Source organism: Gilliamella sp. BG7 (assembly GCF_046635565.1).
Classification (GTDB): domain Bacteria; phylum Pseudomonadota; class Gammaproteobacteria; order Enterobacterales; family Orbaceae; genus Gilliamella; species Gilliamella apicola_P.
This window is the reverse complement of the sequence record NZ_JBIDFB010000018.1, coordinates 1-19,274: the sequence shown is the minus strand read 5'-3', so window position 1 is coordinate 19,274 and position 19,274 is coordinate 1. Positions and strand designations below refer to the sequence as shown.

The following is a 19,274-nucleotide window of genomic DNA, read 5'->3' as shown; positions in this document are numbered from 1 at the left end:
AATGAAAAAATTTGTTTTTATTTTTATTGTTATCTACTCAATGAACGTTACAGCAAAAGATTTAGGTGTTTTTGGTGAACTGTTTCCAGTAAAAGAAAATAATTTGGTTGAAGTAATAAAACATCGATTAACAGAAATGGAACAAGACGGTAGTTTAGATGCAATCAATAAAGAAATGCAACAAAAAGCTAAAGATAGATTAAATAGGCCTGTGTCCGTATTAACATCTAAGGTTGATAAAACAAATGAGAGGTTTTTTGATCCTACTGTGACATTGAGTAAAGATTTGAAAGATGATAAAGGAACTGTTTTTGCAAGGAAAGGTACAAAGATAAACCCGTTAGACTTTATTAGTTTTAAAATGAAGTTATATTTCATAGATTCTGATGATGCTCTACAACTTCAATGGCTATCTAAACAGGATCTAGGGTTACGAGATAAAATCATTTTAACCAACGGAAGTCCCTTTGAAGTCGAAAAAAAATTAAAGAAGAAAGTTTTTTTTGATCAGAATGGTCAGCTTATTGAAAGGCTAAAAATAACAGCAGTACCTTCTGTTGTTTACAGAAGTGGAGATCAACTATTAATAAAGGAGATTTCCATTAATGAATAAATTAAAGTGCTTTATTTTTTTGTTATTTTTCTTGAGTTTTGAACTCTCAGCAGGAGCAAAAACTTCTACATGTACAGGAAAATTTGTTAATCCTATCTCCGATGTTTGTTGGAAATGCCTATTTCCCATTTCAATTGGTAATTTTAAAATTGGATCATCACCAGGTAATAGTGATACTCCAAATCCATCAATGCCAATCCAATATTGCCAGATTGGCCAATTTACTAGAATAGGTGTAGCAATAGGGTATTGGGAACCCAGTTATTTAGTTGATGTTACACGAGAACCTTATTGCATGGTTAATTTAGGTGGAATGGACATAGGAGAAGGAAGAATGGGAACTGGTCATGCTGTAGGTAGTGAACAAAGTGATGCTGGGGCTTTTTATAATGTACACTGGTATCAGTACCCGTTAGTCAGTTGGTTAAATCTTTTTATTAACGCTGGATGTATGCAACTTGGAGATTTTGATGTTGGATATTTCAGTGAATTAGATTCTACATGGGAAGATGATGAACTTGCCGCTATATTAGCTCCAGAATCAGCTATGTTCGGTAATTTAATTGCTCAAGCGGCTTGTGTCGCTGACGCGACATCTTCAATGTTTGGTATGCCGCTAGATCCTCTTTTTTGGTGTGCAGGCTCACACGGTTCTTTATATCCTTTTACTGGACATATTCCTATGGAGTATAGCCCTTTCCAGTCAACACTGCTTGCGGCTGAAAGAATGGCTTTTAAGATGCATAGGCAGGGACTTGTAATGAACACAATAGGAGCTAATAAGGCTGTTTGTTATGCATATCCTTCAGCGGTTATACCGAAGTCAAGATGGAGATATCAAGTTGTTAATGAAAAATCTTTAAGTTACAGATGCGATGCATTCGGTCGAACTCCGATGGCATGGGAATGGGGGCTTAATAATCCGTTGTCTCAAAAAAATTATGGATATCTATTTTGGCGTAAACGAAATTGCGTTTATTTGTAAGGAGAATCTAATGAAATCACTTTTAATATTTATTTTATTACTTTGTATATCTCCAATTGGATGGTGTGGCCAAGACCAACATAATTTATATATGCAATTCAAAAATGAACTTGCTAATGAAAAATTTCTAAATAAAAGTAATATTTTAGGTTCTCCACGAGGGGAAAATAATATTTATTATTTGATCTCATTCTCTATGAGAGACGAAGCAATCAATGAAATTATGCAATTATCTAGTTATTACGGTATCCCTGTTTATGTTAATGGGTTAATAAATAATTCAATGAAAGACACTACTTTAAAATTCATCCAGTTATTTGGAGAAAAATCAAATTACGGAATTGGCATTGATCCTAATATTTTTACAAAATTCAATATTAATGCTGTTCCAGTATTAATTATAGAGTGTAATTCTACTTACGATAAAGTAGCTGGAAACATTCCGATTTCTCAAGCATTGTCAAAAGTAGCTGAAAATGGGGATTGCTCTACTATTGCACAAAAGATTTTGGAGAGAAAATAATGAAACGTTTTATTAGTGTTGCGATTTTTTTTCCATTTTTCGTTTACTCTACAACTACAAATAATACTGAAAAGTATAAAGAAGGTACTCAATTTGGTAACAGTATAAAACCAAATTTAAATGATATAAAGAATTTCGATACTAACCAATTTATCGACGGTGGAATTAATTCTAATCCCGATGAAACCAAATATTATAAGGGCGTTAATACTAATGGTGATGCTTTAATGGGCGATGGTGTGAATAAATTTAATCAGTCAGAGTTTAAAAAACCGATCATTGATTCGATGAATAATAAACCTGTTTTGACAAAGGATGACCAATTAATATCAGATAACTTGAAAATGCAAAAAGGAATTACTAAAGATAGTAACGGTAATTTTTGCATTCCGACAGTTACATATCTCACTTCTCCAATTTACAATAAAAAATCTTGTTTACAAGACAAGGAATATGGTTACTGTAAACTAAAATCAAATGTTATTTGGAAAGATGAACCTTCTTCATATGAAGAATACACTGAAACTAAAGATTTATACCCTATTTTAGAAAAAAGCAATAATAAACAAGCTTATTTTGAGTTCACACCAACCCATAATGGAAAGTTACTTGGAGCTGTAATTAATTACAGTAACAATAATGATATGCTCGCTAAATTTCACCCATTTTGGAGCGACAAGTCAATAATAGCGGTGGTTAGTAAAGGGAAGGAAACACACATATATAATATATTTAATAGAACAATAGAACAATATTTAAAAATTGACAGAGTTCCAGATTTTTTAGGTAAAAATCCAAAGTACCAATTTAATATTGGTGGTTTTAACCATGAAAATAGTTATATAGATGTTAACGGAACTCAGGTTGTTACAATTTCTTTACTTAACGCCGCTTATTCGTCGAAATACGGACATTCAAGCAAATTAAAAGAAAATCATTTTGCAAAAAACTTCATGTGTGGTGATAACCCCTGTAGAAAAGTAAGTATTACATACACAATATTAGTTGAAAAAAAACACCAATCTCCTGTTGTTGAATGGAATAGGGAATGTGATTTCTATTTTGATGGCAATGATATAAACAGTTCTAACCTTTCTTCTCCTCAGTCACCTAATTACAAAATGATAAAAAATGAATGTTCGATTAGTGACGCTGAACGAGTGTTTGTAGATGAGGTCGGAGAGTCACACAATATTAAATTCCCCTGTTTGGAGTACGATGAAACTTATGAAAAAAAAGTAGATATTAGTCCTTCTTGTGCAATATTGGACAATGACAAGAGTTGTACGCAAGTTAAACAGACTTGCACAATCTATGATGAAAAAAATAATTGTACTCAATATTCAATAGAATATTCTTGTGAAACTTATAAGAAAGAAGGTATTCAATGTGGTGAATTGTTTTATACAAATTGTGAAACCGAAGAATGTAAAAAAAATCATATGAATGGTGATTTTGGTGATGTAGCATCAAAACTTCAAACTGTGACAGAAGCTGCATCAAACATTAATGAAGACCCAGAAAATATAAAAATATTTTCTGGAAAATCATTGCAATGTAGGAAAGCTACAGCAGGGTATAACAATTGTTGTGCTGATAGTGGTTGGGGGCAAGATATCGAGATTGCAGGTTGTAACACTGAAGAAAAAGAGCTAGGGGGAGCTAAACAAAAGGGATTGGCAATATCTGTTGGAGAATATTGTTCAAAGAAAACACTGGGTGTTTGCTTACAGAAGAAACGTTCTTATTGTGTATTTAATTCTAAATTAGCAAAGATCGTTCAACAACAAGGGCGTAAAGATCAACTTAATATAGGGTTTGGTTCTAAGAAACATCCTGATTGCAGAGGGTTAACATTAGAGGAATTTGAACAAATAAACTTTGATGTTATAAATTTCAGTGAATTTTATAACGATTTGAATAATCAAATTAATATACCCGACGAGGAAGCTATAAAGAATAGGATAAAGAAATAATGAAAAAGATTATTGTTTTTTGTTGCCTTATATTTACTCTTATTTTTAATGAGGCTTTTGCCAAGGAAGTATATCCTTATCCAGATGAGTCAAAAGGTTTCCATTGGTACAATGATCCTTTCGAGATAGAAGAAGATAAAAAAACTGATAAATCATCAAAAGTTATTACTAAAGAAAATGCAGAAAAAGTAATTGAAGCATTACGCAGAGATTTAGACAAGGCAAAAGCTTTGGCTATACTTATTCCTACGACGGAAAATATTGCAGAATACCGAAAGTACCAAGACTTAATGACGGAATTATCTTCAAATTTTGCGAGTCAGTGGAAACGAACGTTACTTGAGTATCCTGAGTTTGATTATAACTTACGCTTCTCTCACTATAACAATGTAGCAAGTATTACAGCAAAAAGAGACCAACAACAACGTTTTTCAGCTATTTTGGAGTTAACTAAAAAATATGGATTATTTTTCTTTTATCGAGGAGAGAATGAACTGGATCAGCAGTTTACTGGTGTTGTTCGCCAATTTTCAACAACTTATAACATCCCAATTGTGGCTATTAGCATTGACAAAAAAATGAGTCCTTACTTTCCGTTAACTAAAGCAAATAAAGGTATTGTTGAAAAACTCAATATCAAATACTTTCCTGCAATATTATTGATTGAACCTAGAGAGAAAAAAGTAAAACCCTTATCTTATGGTTTTATGTCCCTAACTGATTTAGAAAAAAGATTTTTAGATGTTTCAACTAATTTTGAACCCAATTTTTAAAAGGGAAATTCTTATGAAGAAAACAATTGTTATCATTATTACAATGATTTTAACCGTATCTAGTAGTTGCTATGGAAATATCAAAGCTGATATTGAGCGCTTAGAAATAGCTAAAAATAAAGAAAACGAAGCGCAAACAATTAAATCCCCAAATTTTTATAAATTACCGAATGGGCAATCAGTCAATCTGAATGATTGGAATTTGGTTATTTTTATTCAGTCTACATGCCAGTATTGCATAAAGTTTGATCCTATTATTAGACAAGTGGCTGATGAATTGGGTATAAAAACGGTTGTTTTTAGTTTTGATGGTTTAAGCGACGGTAATTTTGAACAAGTTTTACCTGCTACAAATGAAATTGTGGCCAATTTTTTTAGAGATTTACCCGTGGCAACACCAACAACATTTTTAGTAAATGTTAATGACCTTACTACATTACCCGTGTCTCAAGGATCTATGAAAAAAATTGAGTTTGAGAACCAAATAAAAAAGACCTTTATTTTAAGTCAAGTTAAGGATGTAAAATGAAATTAAAAAATTTAGTTTTTCTTCTGCCTCTATTTTTTCTCAATACCAGTGCTTGTGCCGACGTAAATAGTGATTTAAATAAATTCTTTAATGATATGAATTATAGCGGAATAAATTATAACAAAGGTGAAGTATGGAAAGGGCAAGCCGCAGGCTATTTAGTCGGTGGGGGATTATATGCTAGAACAGGAGTAAAAAACATACAGCTTGTATCAATGAGTATTCCCAGCGTTAACGCTGGCTGTGGGGGGATCGATTTATATTTAGGTTCATTCTCATATATTAATAGTGAACAAATAACGAGATTTGTTAAGAGTGTTATGTCTAATTCTGTTGGATATGCTTTTGATTTAGCATTAACAACATTAGCACCAACATTAAAACAAGTAAAAGACTATTTAGAACAATTAGCTCAAGATGTAAATCAAACAAATTTTTCTTCATGTCAAGCGGCACAAGCTATGGTTGGTAGTATCGGTGTTGTAATGGGAGCTTCTAAAGATTATGTTTGTAACTCATTTGGGAATATGAATCATAATTTTTCAGATTGGGTTCAAAGTCGAATGGAGTGTGGCACAGGGAAAAAAGCTAACTCGATGGTAAATAAGTCTAAAGCTAACGCTAGTTATAAAGATTTGGCCACAATGGTAGATACAAATTTAACATGGTATATTTTAAAAGAAAAAAGCGGAGCAACATTTGGTAACGACCGACAATTAAAAGAGTTTGTTATGACAATTGTTGGTACTATTGTTTTTAAAGAAAATAATGTTAAAACAGTCTTACCTTCCCTCGGGAAAAAGGATGTTGTTAAAGCTTTATTAAATGGGGGAGAAACAGAAATTTATGCTTGCGATGAAGAAACTAAATGTTTAAATCCAACGAGGAGAGTAATATACATTGACCCTCAAAATAGTGCTTTAAATCAACGTGTTTTAAGGCATCTTCAAAACATTATTCATAAAATTGAAATGGACTCTCCCGCTTTATCAAAAGACGAAGAAAACTTTATAGAAAGTACTTCGATTCCAATTTTAAAATATATGATTGATCCAATGTCGATTGCAACTACAAATATATTGCTTGGTGATATTACAAAGCATATTTCTTACGATATATTGTATCAATATTTATCAGAAACAATTACTGCATTTTCAATAGCAGCAGCAAACACTGATATAGCAGAAACAACAAAAAATGATTTGCAAAAGCTAATCATGCACTCTAATGAACAACTCAGAGAAATTCGAGCTGAACTTAATTTTCAGGAAAACCAGATGTTAAAATTAGAACAGCAAATGAGATATATTCGAACTCAAGCATCCTCTAATCTATTGGCTAATTATATGTCCAACTATGAATTTTAAGGAGAAAAAATGTTAGATGTTTACGTTTTAACTGGTGGAGAAATTTTTTATCAGATTATGAATGCTATAGCGGCATTTTTTAACTCGTCTAGTTGGGGAATGTTAATACGTTGGTCATTAAATATCGCTGTTATTGGTGGGATGGTTAGATTTATTGGGACTAATGATTTAGTAAAACTATTAAGATGGGTATTTATCTATATCTTTATTGTTAGCGTATTAGTTGTACCTAAAAAAAACATTCAAATAATAGATCTTTCAGATCGGTTATCTGTTTATAAAGTTGATAATGTACCATTAGGCCTTGCTGTTTTATTTTCTTTTTCAACCAAAATAGGATTTGGTATAGCAGAGATGTACGACCAATTTTTTTCTGTTCCTGATGCAGTGTCTTACTCTAAAACAGGTTTTTTATTTGGAGCTAATTTAGCAAAAGATTCAATTTATGCCAGCTTACCTAATGGTATTTTGACCGATAATCTAAATAGTTATGTGACAAATTGTGTTATTGGAGACATTATGCTTAATCATAAATATTCACTTGATGAGTTAATGGATTCAACTGATACGTTAGAATTAATCACAAGCAATGCTAGCCCTATACGAAGAATGATTTACAAAGGGCAAGGTAATTCAAAACAAAACATAAGTTGCAAAGAAGGCGCTAATTCTATAAAAGCAGACCTCACATCTGTGTTCAGTAAAAATGGAAGTATCATAGGTACTTTAAATAGAATTACATATTCTGATAAAGCGGCTAAAGAAATGATTATTAAAGAATTATTGCAAGATTCTTATTCTTTTTTTCACAACTCTTCAAAATCTGCAGTGGATATTCTAAAACGTAACGTAGTTAACAATGCGGTAAGAAAAGGGATTAACTCTTTTGCTGGTAAACAAGGTGATGTAGCAGGGATTATTGCGGTTTCAGCAGAAAATAGTCAATTAAAGTCACGTTTAAACTGGGCTATTTCATCTCAAATTGCGACAACATATTTACCGATGTTACATACTGTAATGATATTATTGCTATTTGGATTATTTCCTATAGTTATTATTTTAACAGTTAGTGATGTAATGGGGGTTCGTCCATTACAACTATATGCATTATCTATTGTGTACTTTATGTCTTGGTTACCCCTTTTTTCTATATTAAATTATGTTATGGTTTATTACACAAAAAGCTCATTAAATGGGGTAGATGTAACACTAAACAATGCAGATAGATTAAAAATAATCCATTCGGACATAGGTATGATATCTGGCTATCTAAGCTTATCTATTCCTTTTTTAGCACTAGGCATTGTAAAAGGATTTTCTACTATTGCGACTAATGCAAGTAACTTTTTAAGTGCAAGCATTTCAGGTGCTATATCACAAGTTTCATCATCAGCCGCTGACGGAAACTGGAATATAGGTAATATGAGTACGGAAAACGTTCAAGGCTTCAAATGGGATACTAATTACAATCATTCAAGCGGAAACATGTCTCAACAACTTTCAAATGGAGCTATTAGCACAATGGCAACAGATGGTACTAGCGGTATTAATACTAGTACTATTATGTCACATCTCCCAACTACAGGTAGTATATCTAGAAATGTAACTCAACAATTTAATCAAGCCATGAGATATGTAGAGTCCATGTCCGCTTCCGCATTAGACGGTTTAAATTCAAATAGTAGAGCTTTATTATCAAATCTATCTCAGTTGCAAAATGCGGTAAATAAAGGTGGTAGTTATACTAGAGGATATAGTGATGATCAAATAGCCGATATTAGGCGTTCTGCAAATGATGCTATGAATATAGTCCAAAGATATGCAAGTCAGCATAATGTATCTGAAGAAGAGGCTGTTAACTATTTAAATTTTAAAAGTTCAGCAGCCAACTTAGGTATTAACGCAGCTCTAGCAGGAACTTTAGGGCTTGGAGCTTCGGTAGTGGCGCTCAGCGGTACTTTATCAGGTAACGCAAGCGCAGAATTTAGAACTGGTAGCCAAGACGAGATTAGGCATAGTTCAAATGAACGTTTTAATGAGAGTAAAGATGATTCGTCAGATTTAGCTAAAAGATGGGCTTATGATATAAATAACTTATCATCATATAAACTCAATTTTAATGGTAACGAAGTTAATAATCATAATCAGGCCTTATTGGATAATATCAGTAACTCTTATGAACGAGCTATTGCTTCCTCGAAGTCTTATAACGAAAGTAAGACAATCGGATATAATTTATCACAGGAAAAAAATAATATAACTAGCGGTAATAGTGTTATTCACTCAAATTTAAATAATGAATTTGTAAAATGGATTCGAGGAAATTACCCAATGGATGCTAATGAAATTTTATCTAATACATCAGACTCTAATGTAGCCGCTCAACGTGAACAATTATGGGATGAATTTGCAAATCATTATGTTTCTAATCGGATTAATACTATAATAGATAACGCATCTCCTAGTTTTAAACAAAAATATATTCAAAATGCAAATACGATGAAGAAAGAAACAGGTCTTGAAGATAGCTATAATCAAATGAGTGATAAAGTTAGTCAAAATAGGTTGGAAAGAAATAACTGGATAGCAGAAAATAAAGGGAAAATTAACAGTGAAGTTGATAAGTTAAGAGAAAAACAAAAATCAGAACAAAGCATTAATGAGCAAACTATTAAAAATGTAAAAAATGAAGGTAAATCTACTCATGATGTTAAAGGAAACCACCATTCAAAAGAGACACAAAAAATAAGAAATGTCTATAAAGAGGCTAACGATGATCAGGCATTCATCGATCCAAATCCTATTCAACAAAATATGAAGGACACAAAAAATAAAAACTTTAATGGAGGAAACTAAAAATGATAATATTTTTTATTCTTTGGCGAGTTGTTCCAATTATTATAGCCGTAGTTGTTTTAATCATATATTTCAAATGTGATGAAGATTATTTTGTAAATAAAGGGAAAGCTGTTATTGCTTTCCTATCCAAACACTCTAGACCACCTACACCAATAGAACTGGAACATATGAACCAAATAAAACAAATAAATGATCTTTTTACGGGTGGCGAAGGGACGGCAGATATTACTAGGTCAGGAGGAAGAAATTGTAATCCTGAATATTGTGGTAATCGTCGCTACGACTGAGTTTGCTATGCGGAAATTTGAACTTTTGGTTTATGTACTTCGATAATAAGACTTTACTCAAGGTGGATAAGCTATTTTTTATATCATAAAACGAATAAATTTTTAGACAAATGAGTGTGGTAACGGTACTCAAGGGAATTTAATTAATGAGCTTCGATAACAAAAATTTTACACAAGGTGGACAAGTTGTTTTTTATATGATTAGCATGTTTTTGCAAATCAATAAAATCATTTTTAAATATTTGTCCATCTTTTTTTGTGTGCTCACTATTTTTATTTTTTTTTTCTTAAATGTTGCTCGTTTTAATGCTATTAAAATGGGGTATTACTATTATATAGCAAAAATGAGTTCTTTTGGCTTTAACGGGCATATAACAATAAATTTAGGGGAAAGGTCTTTTTCTGCTAGGGCAAGTGAAATCTATAATAATCAAGAATTTATAAAAGCTGGCCAATTTCTATTAAATCAAATCTATATATCAGCTATTAGCTCATTTGTTATTTGTCTTTTTATTGCCATTACTGTTTATTATTACTTAGGGTATAAAGGTAAAAAGCAAAGTGATGATGAATATATTAGCGGACGTACATTTGAAAAAAATTATAAAAAAGTGGCCAAACAGTTACAAAAAGAAAAAATTGCTTCTGACATTGAAATATCAGGTCTTCCTATACTCAAAAATAGTGAAATCCAAAACATTCTACTTCATGGGACTGTTGGTTCAGGAAAAAGTACAGTCATAAATCAATATATCCAACAAATTATAATAAGATCTCTTATAGCTAAAGGTGACAAGGTTATTATTTATGACAGAGGTAATTCTTTCTTACCAAAATTTTTTGATGAAAATAAAGACTATATCCTTAACCCCCTTGATGCAAGATGCGCAAAGTGGTCTTTGTGGGAAGAATGTAAAACAAAACCTGAATTTGATATGTTTGCGTCATCATTAATACCAGAACAACAAGGAGGAAGCGATCCTTTTTGGATTAATGCTCCTAGAACAATAATTAGCTCTGTTGGGTATGAAATGAGAAATAATAACCCTTCATATAATAAATACTTACAGTATTTGTTAAATGTCGATTTACCAACAATGAGAAAACTTCTAAAAGGGACTGAGTCAGAAAATTTAGTTGATGGTAAAGCCGAAAAAACAACAAGCTCTATAAGAAATGTTATTACTACATATGCTAAATCTTTAACATATATGCAAGGGTTGGAAACGACATCGGATAAATCGTTTACCATTAAAAATTGGATTACCGATCCCAATGACAAAGGTGTTTTATATATAACAAGCAACGGTTCACAGCATGAATCTATTAAATCACTTATTACTGCTTGGTTATCAATTGCGATAAACTCGTTATTCCAATTGGGAGAAGATAGGAATAGAAGAGTATGGTTCGTATTAGATGAATTGTATTCATTGAATAAGCTTCCCATTTTAGGCTCTATGCTTGCTGAAGGGAGAAAGTTTGGATCTTGCTTTTTGATCGGATTACAAAATCTTGCTCAACTTGAAGATTTATATGGCGTTAAAGGTGCGGCCTCTTTATTGGATTTAATTAACACTCGATACTTTTTTAGAAGCCCTAGTTACGATGTTGCAAAGAGAGTTTCGGAGCAGATTGGTAAAACAAAATATGATGTATTCAGTGAACAATATGCATATGGTAAATCAGATGTTCGTGATGGCGTATCTTTTAATAAAAAAGAGGAAGAAAGAGAAATAGTTAGTCCATACGATATAATGCAATTACCCGATTTAACTTGCTATGTAACATACCCAGCACAAGTACCAGTAACCGTTTTAAAATTAAAGTATAAAGAGTATGAAAGTAAGGTTAAAGGATTTATTCCTCGCATTATTGAAGAATCAATATTAAGCGAAGAAAAAAAATCAAGTAAATCCTCAACAACAAATGATAATGGGCAAGAAGTGAGTTTTTCTGAATTACAATCAACGTCAAATACAACAGAAAAAGAACACTCACAAAAGCTAGATGAACGAGTCAAAGTTAATTCGGAAAGAGAAATAGCTAATAGAGATGAAGTCAATATTAATGAAAGTAACGAACATATTAATCACGAGTACCAATTATAATGATGACTATAGCGCCCATTGCATCGAGCAATGGATATTATGAGAATAACCCAGAAGGAAACTATTATCTTGATGATCAGCTACAAAGTAAATTTGTTGGGAAAGGGGCTGAAGATTTAGGAATTATTGATAAGCCCGTCGATAAAGATATTCAAGATAATCTAATGAAAGGCATATTACCTACGGGGGAAACATCTAAACGTTTTGAAACAAAACATCGTTCAGGATATGATCTAACATTTTCAGCTCCCAAGAGCGTTTCGGTTTTGTCATTGGTGGTTGGTGATACTCGACTAATCGAAGCTCATAAAAAAGCAGTGGAGCAAACAGTTGGTGAAATAGAAAAACTTGCATCAGTTCGAGGTAGAACCGAAGGAGTTTACACTATTGAAAATACCAATAATCTGATCGTGGCCTTACATACACATGACACTTCAAGAGAATTAGATCCACAATTACATACCCATGCGTTAGTTTTTAATTTGACTAAAAATGGAAAAGGGGATTGGCAATCATTATCTTCTGATAAAGTTAATAAAACGGGATTTATTGAATCCGTTTACATAAACCAACTTGCTTTTGGTAGTATTTATCGTCAAATTCTAAGGAATGAAGTAGAATCAATGGGGTTTAAAACAATTGATTCAGGAAAAGGTCTATGGGAAATCGAAGGTGTGCCGACCGATGAATTTTCAAAAAGAAGAAAGCAAATAGTAAATGAAGTTGGGGAAAATGCAACCGCTAAAGAAAGGGAAATAGCCACATTATCGACCAGAAATTTCAAAACCAAAGTAGATAAAATAGAGTTGCATAATGGGTGGAATAAAACTCTAAAAAGTTTGATGTTTAATAAAGATGACTTCTACAACAACATTAAACCGAAAGAACTAATTATATCCGCAAAAGACACATTAGAAATAAACCAAAACGCAGTAAATAACGCTATTGAGTTACTAAGTGATAGTAAAGGTCAATTAACGTATCAAGATATTTTAAATACAGCACTTTCCCTTTCTGCAAAGAATACAGGTGTTATCGATGAAATAAAAAAAAATATTGATATTGCAATTGATAAAAACCTTATTACTCCTTTGGATAAAGACAAATCAGTATTTATATCCAGGATCAATTTAGAACGAGAAAAGAGAATAGTTGAAATTAATGAGAATTTAAAAAATAAAGAGAAAAATATTAACGGTAACTATAAAGGGATTTCTAAGGAAATTGGTGATTTTTTTAGTGATAAGGGTAAGATTGGTATTTTCACTGGAAATACAACATTTTCAACTCAAATTGAACGATTTGAAACATTAAATAATGCGGCCAAAGGAAACAATTTAAGTCCATTAATTATAGTCAAGTCCGAAAAAGTAATGAAACAATATACTAGAAAAGGTATAGAAAATGTCATTTCTATTAACCAATTAAATGAGGCTAGTATAAATTCTAAAACCCTTATGATCGTTGATAATGCTGAAAGTTTATCATTAAAAAATTTCGAAAATTTATTAACTATTTCAGAAAGTAAAAAAACATTGGTAGCCCTGTTCAATTCAAAATCTCAAATAGGTACAGGTAATGGCATTGAATTACTAAAAAATAATGGAACTAGTGAATATAAATTTAAAGAGATAAATACCTTTGAAGTTAATGTAAGAATAAAATCAATTGCAGACCAAAATTCACGATATCAGCAACTTGTAAAAGATTTTGTAGCTGAACAAAAAGATAGTGGTAAGGCTATTATTATTTCAAATAATGAGAAAGAGAGACAAGTATTAACTAATTTAACTAGAAGTGAGTTGCGAGAAAATGGTTTGCTTGGAAAAAAAGAAGTTAGTATTGATGTTTATGAAACTAAATATTTATCACCCCACCAAAAAAACAACATAGAAAATTACAAAGCAGGCATGATTCTAGAACATTGGGATAAAAAATCTCTATCTAGTTATCAGATCGTCTCAATTGATAAAAACCGTAATACTTTACTTTTAGAAAAAAATAACAAGCAAGAGGTAGTTAAATTAGGTGATCTTGATAAGAGCTGGTCACTAATTGAAATGAAAACAATAGATATATCAACAAATGATAAATTACGCTCGACAGGAGGGGTGTTGAATGGTGCTATTAAATCTAACGAAGAGCTTATTGTATCGAAAATAGATAAAAAAGGATTTGTTGTTACTGATGAAAAGGGAAAAACCCATAATCTTTCATTTAATAGCCATTATAAGATAGAACACGACCATATAAAAAAACAATCATCTACTATAAGTGATGATAAAATTGTTTTTGTTTCATTAAGCAATAAACATTTAAGTCAAAATACCCAAAACCAATTGATTAAAGCTGGTGGTGAAATAAGGATGTATTCGCCACTTGATTACGAACAAACTCAAAAAAAGTTGAGTAGGATAAAAAATATAACTCTTATCTCAGAACGACTAAAAGGGAATGAATATTCATCTGTGAATGATGCCATTGTTGGTAGAAAAGAAAACTTATTAACTAATGTACAGAAAGCAGTTAATACCGCAATAGGGATATCTCAAGGTAGTAATGTATTTTTTTCTATCAATAAACTTATTTCTGAAACATTAAAAACGGATCATTCGTTAAAACTAAGTGATATCCATAACGAGATAACAGCACGTATAAATCAAGGAGAAATTCATCTTTTAAAAACAGTAAATGGATTAGGACAACAAATAGGGGTATCGGACGAAATATATCAACAAGAAAAAAAAATACAAAACTTGATAATAAAAGGTATTGGTAATGAAGCTCCATTACTTAATGCTGAACAAATGTCGAAAGCTAACTTAACTCATTTAACAAAAGGTCAAAAAGAAGCAACTACTCATATTCTTACTTCAACAGACAAATTTATAGGTATTCAAGGTTTAGCTGGGGTAGGTAAGACAACACAGTTAAAGTCAGTATTACAGGAATTGAAAGCTAATAATTCAAATGTAGAGGTAATTGGTCTTGCACCAACTCATAAGGCTGTATATGAACTGCAATCAGTGGGGGTAAAAGCTCAAACAATAAGTTCATTCTTAGTTGAAGCTAAGAACGAAATTAATAATAATTCAGAATTTAATCTAAAAAATAAGTTATTTTTGATTGATGAAAGCTCAATGATTGGTAATAAAAATATCACAGCTTTGTATGAAATTATATCACAATACGGAGGAAGAGGTATATATAGTGGTGATAGTAAACAATTATTATCAATAGAATCAGGTGCGGCATTTTCTTTTCTACAAAATCATACAGAGCTAAAATTTTCTGTAATGAATGATATTGTTAGACAAAATAAAAGTTTAAAACCTGCCGTATACGCACTATTAAAAAACCAAGCTGAAAAAGCATTATCTGTTATTGATTCTATTAATACAGATGTAATTAAAAGAGATGTTGATTTTATTCAATCCGAAAAAAATGTCTTAGATAATAAATTAATTAATAAATTAGGTTTTGATTCAATTGCTGAGTATATTGCTAAAGATTATAGTTCAAGGGATAAACATACAAGAAATAATACGATCATTGTAACACAGCTAAATCAAGATAAAAATGTTATTAATCAGGAAATCCATAATGAATTATTCAAACAAGGTAGACTAGGTGATAATGAACATAAAGTATCAGTGTTAGAACCAGTTTTGATTAATGAATTTGAAGTAAATAGATTGTCAGCATATGGAAAAAATATTAACAATATTATAGTGATAGATAAAGATTATTATAAAATTGAATCGATTAATAGTAATTCTAATGTTGTTACATTGAGAAATATTGATAATAAAAATTCATTAACATTAGATCCTAAAAATATTGGCCAGTATAGTGATATTGCACTTTACAAATATAAAGAGTTGATGATAAGTGAGAATGATAAAGTATTAATAAACAGAACTAACCAAGACAAAGGTTTTATAGCAAATAGCGAATGGATTGTTTCAAGTATCGATAATAATAAGATGCTTTTAATTAATGATACGGGCGATAGTAAGATAATCGACTTAAGCAACAAAGATGAACTGCATTTTACTTTTGGATATGCTAGAACAGATCATAGCTCACAAGGCGCTAATAGTAAGTTTGCAATTGTATTTGAAAGATCATCAAAATATCTTTCCAGTTTGAGAGCCGCTTATGTAGGGGTTTCAAGAGCAATGGAGCATGTAGTCTTTATTACAGATAATGTTAAAGAGTGGGTGCAAAATGTTGGCAAAATAGAAGATAGGTTGAGTGCGACCGATATTTTAGAAGAGCAACAACTTAAACCGATCTCTACTGAAATAGATAAAATAATTAAAGATGAAATAGCAGGAGTTGATCCAAAAATTAACCTTGATGAAATTAAAAACAAATTAAATACATCAGAGTTAGAAATATTAAAAGAAGATGAAATAAGGGCTAAAGTTAATAATATCATCAAGCAAGAAATAGATATAAACAGTATTAATAATAAGGAACTTGTTTCGACATATAGTTTGCCAGATGTTAACGATAGAAAGGAGCAAATGGTAAATGATTTTATCAATTCAAATAAAGATGATCTTAAAATAAACGACGAAAATAAAGAGCTGAACAAAATTATTGATGAGAAAACCTTATAATGCAAAATTCTGTAAGAACTGTTGTTTCATTAACTGTCAATATTGTTAAAATTCTTGATCTCCTTGTCGTGGAGCTGAAAAAAAAGACCTCCTATAAAGTAAATAAATCGAAACTGATACGGGTATCAATCTTATATTTGTCCTCTTACGAAGAGGATAAATTAAAAAAAGTGTTAGTTGACTTTAAGCAAATATCGAAATGGCAAACAAATAAATTGGCAATAAAAGAAGTAACTGTTACATTAAACAAAAAATGCTATTATTTGCTTGAGTTAATGTCTAAAATTGATGTTGGCTATAAGATTTATAAATCAGGGCTAATAAGGCTTGCTATTATTAGATTCAGTGAAGAAGAAAATTTTGAGGATATTTTTCTTAATTTAGTAGAAGAATTGTAAAAGGGGTTAAAGCCATGGTTTATCTTTTTATTCCTCCTTTTATTTATTATGGTTTAGAAATAGGTAAATATTTATTTTAATTCTTAAATTTATTATCAAAAAAATAATATTCATCCGAGTAAAGGTTACTACAATGACAGAAGACGGAAAAATGAAAAACAAACGTTTTACTTACAATGTATCAATGGAACGGAAGGAGCGTTTAATAAATGCCTGTGTTGAAGTTGCAAGTCGTTCTAAGAAATACATAACTTGGTGGGATTTTTTAACTTACATCGCTGATTCGTATTCTAATAATGTAATTAATGACATGAACGCTAGAGCAAAATTTAGCCCTTCTGTTAAAAAAGCAACCTACAATATACTAGGCGATAAAAAGGAATCCCTTATTGAGGTCGCAAAAAAGGTATCTGAGAAATTAAATATTACTATTAGATGGTCAGAAGTACTATCATTTATGATTGATAATTACATAGATAATGCCGTTGAAAAATTAGTTAATGAGAATAATCAATCTTTTTGCTAATCTAAAAAAAAGATTGATTATTTTTTATGTGAATAGTATATTATTTTGTATACATAGCTTATAAGCTAAAAACAGGTTGAATTTAGAAGTAAATTTAACAGGTAATAAAAAACCCCACACAGCTTAACTTTGGCGAGTAACTGCGTAGGGTTCCCAAAAAACATAGGAATATTATAAACGATGTTTTTATTAAATCAACAACTAAATACAAAAAAAATCGCCAATAAGCGGTTTTTTTATGTTTAATAATGTATTTAAAATTAATTTAGATAAATACTCAGATTCTGAACAAAAATTCATTTGTTCTAAATTGTCATCTTTTGATGAAACATTATTAATTCATTTTGACAAAACAATCAAAACACTTGTAGAAAAAAGAAAAAAAGGCTGGTCGAATTTTCTAAGACGAGGCATTTCAAAAATTCATCGATACAATGCGCCAAAGTTAATCGAATGGAACAAATTGTATGGAAACAATAAACAACCGCTTTTGCGAATGTTTCACAGATTTAGAAAACACGATCATCAAAAGAATGAATTACTTCTTAAATATCGAGAACGCAAAAACATGCGACTAAACATTCGTACAGAACGTCAAGAGATGTATCGTGCATTAGATCTTGCTTTACTGAACTTTTTAGACGTAGACCAGTTTGGTTTTGGCTTGTTTGAAATAACATGCAGTATTGAAATGTTAGCTAAAACAATCAGCATTTATAGAATAGATGAAAAAGGACACGCTAGATATGACACGTTATTAAATGCAATTAATGATTATGAGAATACTAAACAGATTATTGTTTATCGTGAGTTTGACAAAGAAAAGAAAGTTTATAAGCCGATGAGGTTTTGGCTTACTCTTGATTTTTTTAAAGCAAGAGGTTATACAGAAGAAGAGCTAAGAATTTTATTGAAATCAAGAGAACAATATTTATACAAAAAGGGGCTTTTTTCTAAAGCTCGTGAAAAATATCAATCTGTCTTTTTGCAACGTTTAGACAAAGCTGGCGTGTTAAATCCGCCTGCAAAATTAGTTAAAAAATTACTTAAAATTAAAAACAAACTACTTGACATGCATTGTGAGAAAGAAGCAATTAAAAGAGCTAAAAAACAACAGAAACAAGCAGAAAAAGAGGTAGAAGAACAAAATCTGATTTCTTATCATGACATATTTCATATCTACTCTGCTGAAAAAATGTCTCCAATTGACAAGCATCTTATTATGAAAAAAGTTTCAAACAAATTAGCTGGCGAAAAAGATAGTGAAAAATATTGGTTAGAGTGCTTAATCGAATCTGGTTGGATACCACCTAATTAGTTTATTTTAAGTCAAATTTCACATTCAATATTATCGGTTAAACACTGATAAATTTCTTTTTCCTGAAATTTCTTTCTAGTCTTTTTTCTAGTCTTTTTTCAAGTCTTTTTTTCAATTTTTTAAATTCTTTTGAGTTTAGAGCTGTTTTATTTTTCTATTCAGTCATTTTTTTTCTAATTTTTAAAAAAAATTATTTATTAATTACGACAGTATTATTTAATTTCGACATTTATTCAGAAACTAACGCTTTTACTAAAAAGTAAAAGTAGTAGCACGCAAAAAGTGCTACTCACTTTTATGCTAAAAAATGCCTGCCCATTTCCTAGCTCCAAAAGAGCTAGGGGGCAGAAAGATTCAATAAAATCCTATAGTTTTATGACC

At 30.9% G+C, this 19,274-nt stretch carries 14 protein-coding genes; all 14 read left to right on the top strand.

What is annotated here, in order from left to right; genetic code table 11:
- The first annotated feature begins 1 nt into the window (after position 1).
- The 14 genes from traW to ACGH49_RS10310 all read left to right on the top strand — a co-directional run bounded on the left by traW (position 2) and on the right by ACGH49_RS10310 (position 18,893).
- Complete coding sequence (gene traW, locus ACGH49_RS10375) at positions 2–613, top strand: type-F conjugative transfer system protein TraW (RefSeq protein WP_411589294.1); 612 nt, start codon at positions 2–4, stop codon at positions 611–613.
- Positions 606–1,598 (top strand): conjugal transfer pilus assembly protein TraU, encoded by a 993-nt coding sequence (traU, locus tag ACGH49_RS10370; protein WP_411589293.1) that lies wholly within the window; start codon positions 606–608, stop codon positions 1,596–1,598. The genes traW and traU overlap by 8 nt, the downstream gene beginning before the upstream one ends.
- Before the next feature lie 10 nt (positions 1,599–1,608).
- Positions 1,609–2,121 (top strand): type-F conjugative transfer system pilin assembly protein TrbC, encoded by a 513-nt coding sequence (trbC, locus tag ACGH49_RS10365; protein WP_411589292.1) that lies wholly within the window; start codon positions 1,609–1,611, stop codon positions 2,119–2,121.
- Positions 2,121–4,097: a conjugal transfer protein TraN gene (locus ACGH49_RS10360; protein ID WP_411589291.1), complete on the top strand. Its 1,977-nt coding sequence runs from the start codon at positions 2,121–2,123 to the stop codon at positions 4,095–4,097. The genes trbC and ACGH49_RS10360 overlap by 1 nt, the downstream gene beginning before the upstream one ends.
- The gene (gene traF, locus ACGH49_RS10355) at positions 4,097–4,870 is read left to right on the top strand and encodes a type-F conjugative transfer system pilin assembly protein TraF (RefSeq protein WP_411589290.1); all 774 of its coding nucleotides are present in this window, start codon (positions 4,097–4,099) and stop codon (positions 4,868–4,870) included. Before ACGH49_RS10360 ends, traF begins: the two co-directional genes overlap by 1 nt.
- A 13-nt stretch (positions 4,871–4,883) precedes the next feature.
- Entirely contained in the window at positions 4,884–5,399 is a 516-nt protein-coding gene (gene trbB, locus ACGH49_RS10350) for a type-F conjugative transfer system pilin assembly thiol-disulfide isomerase TrbB (protein WP_411589289.1), read from the top strand.
- Complete coding sequence (locus ACGH49_RS10345) at positions 5,396–6,766, top strand: conjugal transfer protein TraH (RefSeq protein ID WP_411589288.1); 1,371 nt, start codon at positions 5,396–5,398, stop codon at positions 6,764–6,766. The genes trbB and ACGH49_RS10345 overlap by 4 nt, the downstream gene beginning before the upstream one ends.
- A 9-nt stretch (positions 6,767–6,775) precedes the next feature.
- The gene (traG, locus tag ACGH49_RS10340) at positions 6,776–9,622 is read left to right on the top strand and encodes a conjugal transfer mating-pair stabilization protein TraG (RefSeq protein ID WP_411589287.1); all 2,847 of its coding nucleotides are present in this window, start codon (positions 6,776–6,778) and stop codon (positions 9,620–9,622) included.
- Positions 9,623–9,624: 2 nt separating this feature from the next.
- On the top strand, positions 9,625–9,912 hold the full coding sequence (locus ACGH49_RS10335; protein ID WP_411589286.1) for a hypothetical protein: 288 nt from the start codon (positions 9,625–9,627) through the stop codon (positions 9,910–9,912).
- A 146-nt stretch (positions 9,913–10,058) separates the two neighbouring features.
- Complete coding sequence (traD, locus tag ACGH49_RS10330; RefSeq protein ID WP_411589285.1) at positions 10,059–12,023, top strand: type IV conjugative transfer system coupling protein TraD; 1,965 nt, start codon at positions 10,059–10,061, stop codon at positions 12,021–12,023.
- Positions 12,023–16,651, top strand: a complete 4,629-nt coding sequence (gene mobF, locus ACGH49_RS10325; RefSeq protein ID WP_411589284.1) for a MobF family relaxase — start codon at positions 12,023–12,025, stop codon at positions 16,649–16,651. Before traD ends, mobF begins: the two co-directional genes overlap by 1 nt.
- Positions 16,651–17,049 carry a hypothetical protein gene (locus tag ACGH49_RS10320; RefSeq protein WP_411589283.1) on the top strand — a complete coding sequence of 133 codons (399 nt, stop codon included), beginning with the start codon at positions 16,651–16,653 and terminating at the stop codon, positions 17,047–17,049. The genes mobF and ACGH49_RS10320 overlap by 1 nt, the downstream gene beginning before the upstream one ends.
- A gap of 133 nt (positions 17,050–17,182) precedes the next feature.
- On the top strand, positions 17,183–17,575 hold the full coding sequence (locus ACGH49_RS10315) for a hypothetical protein (RefSeq protein WP_411589282.1): 393 nt from the start codon (positions 17,183–17,185) through the stop codon (positions 17,573–17,575).
- Positions 17,576–17,813: 238 nt separating this feature from the next.
- Entirely contained in the window at positions 17,814–18,893 is a 1,080-nt protein-coding gene (locus tag ACGH49_RS10310; protein ID WP_411589281.1) for a hypothetical protein, read from the top strand.
- Positions 18,894–19,274: the final 381 nt, after the last annotated feature.